Annotated in this window: 1 protein-coding gene; it reads right to left on the reverse strand. The window is 64.2% G+C overall.

Translation table 11 applies throughout. The annotated features are described in order from the left end of the window. Positions 1 to 405, reverse strand: a 405-nt coding sequence (locus tag ASV53_RS24750; protein WP_205049252.1) for a phytoene desaturase family protein, incomplete at both ends; no start/stop codon positions are given.

A 405-nucleotide genomic window follows, 5' to 3' on the forward strand; every position in this document is an offset into this window, starting at 1 on the left:
CGTGGTCGGCAGCTTCATCTCGACGATCGGCTTTTTCGACCCGCCATGCTGCTGCGCGTCGATGAACGCCTGGTCCATATAATCCATGCCCGGCGCGATGATGATCCCGGCGGTGTGGTGCTCGGCCTTGTCCTTGCCGGGGAAGACGGTGAAGTGAGGCAATTCGGACAGAGCGACGTTCATGCGGAAGGTGCCGCTGCCCGTTTTGAACCCATTGATCCGGCGCTTGAAATCGGCGGGCATGTCGGCGGAATCGACCATCTGGCGATAGAGCAGGGCCGGGCCGACATTGGCGGCGACGGTGGTGGCGGCGATTTCCTCGCCTGATTCGAGCCGCACGCCCGCGACCTTGCCGCCTTCGGTCAACAGCTTGGCGACGGGGGCCTCGAGGCTGATCTCGACCCC

Source organism: Photobacterium sanguinicancri (genome assembly GCF_002265265.1).
GTDB lineage: Bacteria > Pseudomonadota > Gammaproteobacteria > Enterobacterales > Vibrionaceae > Photobacterium > Photobacterium sanguinicancri.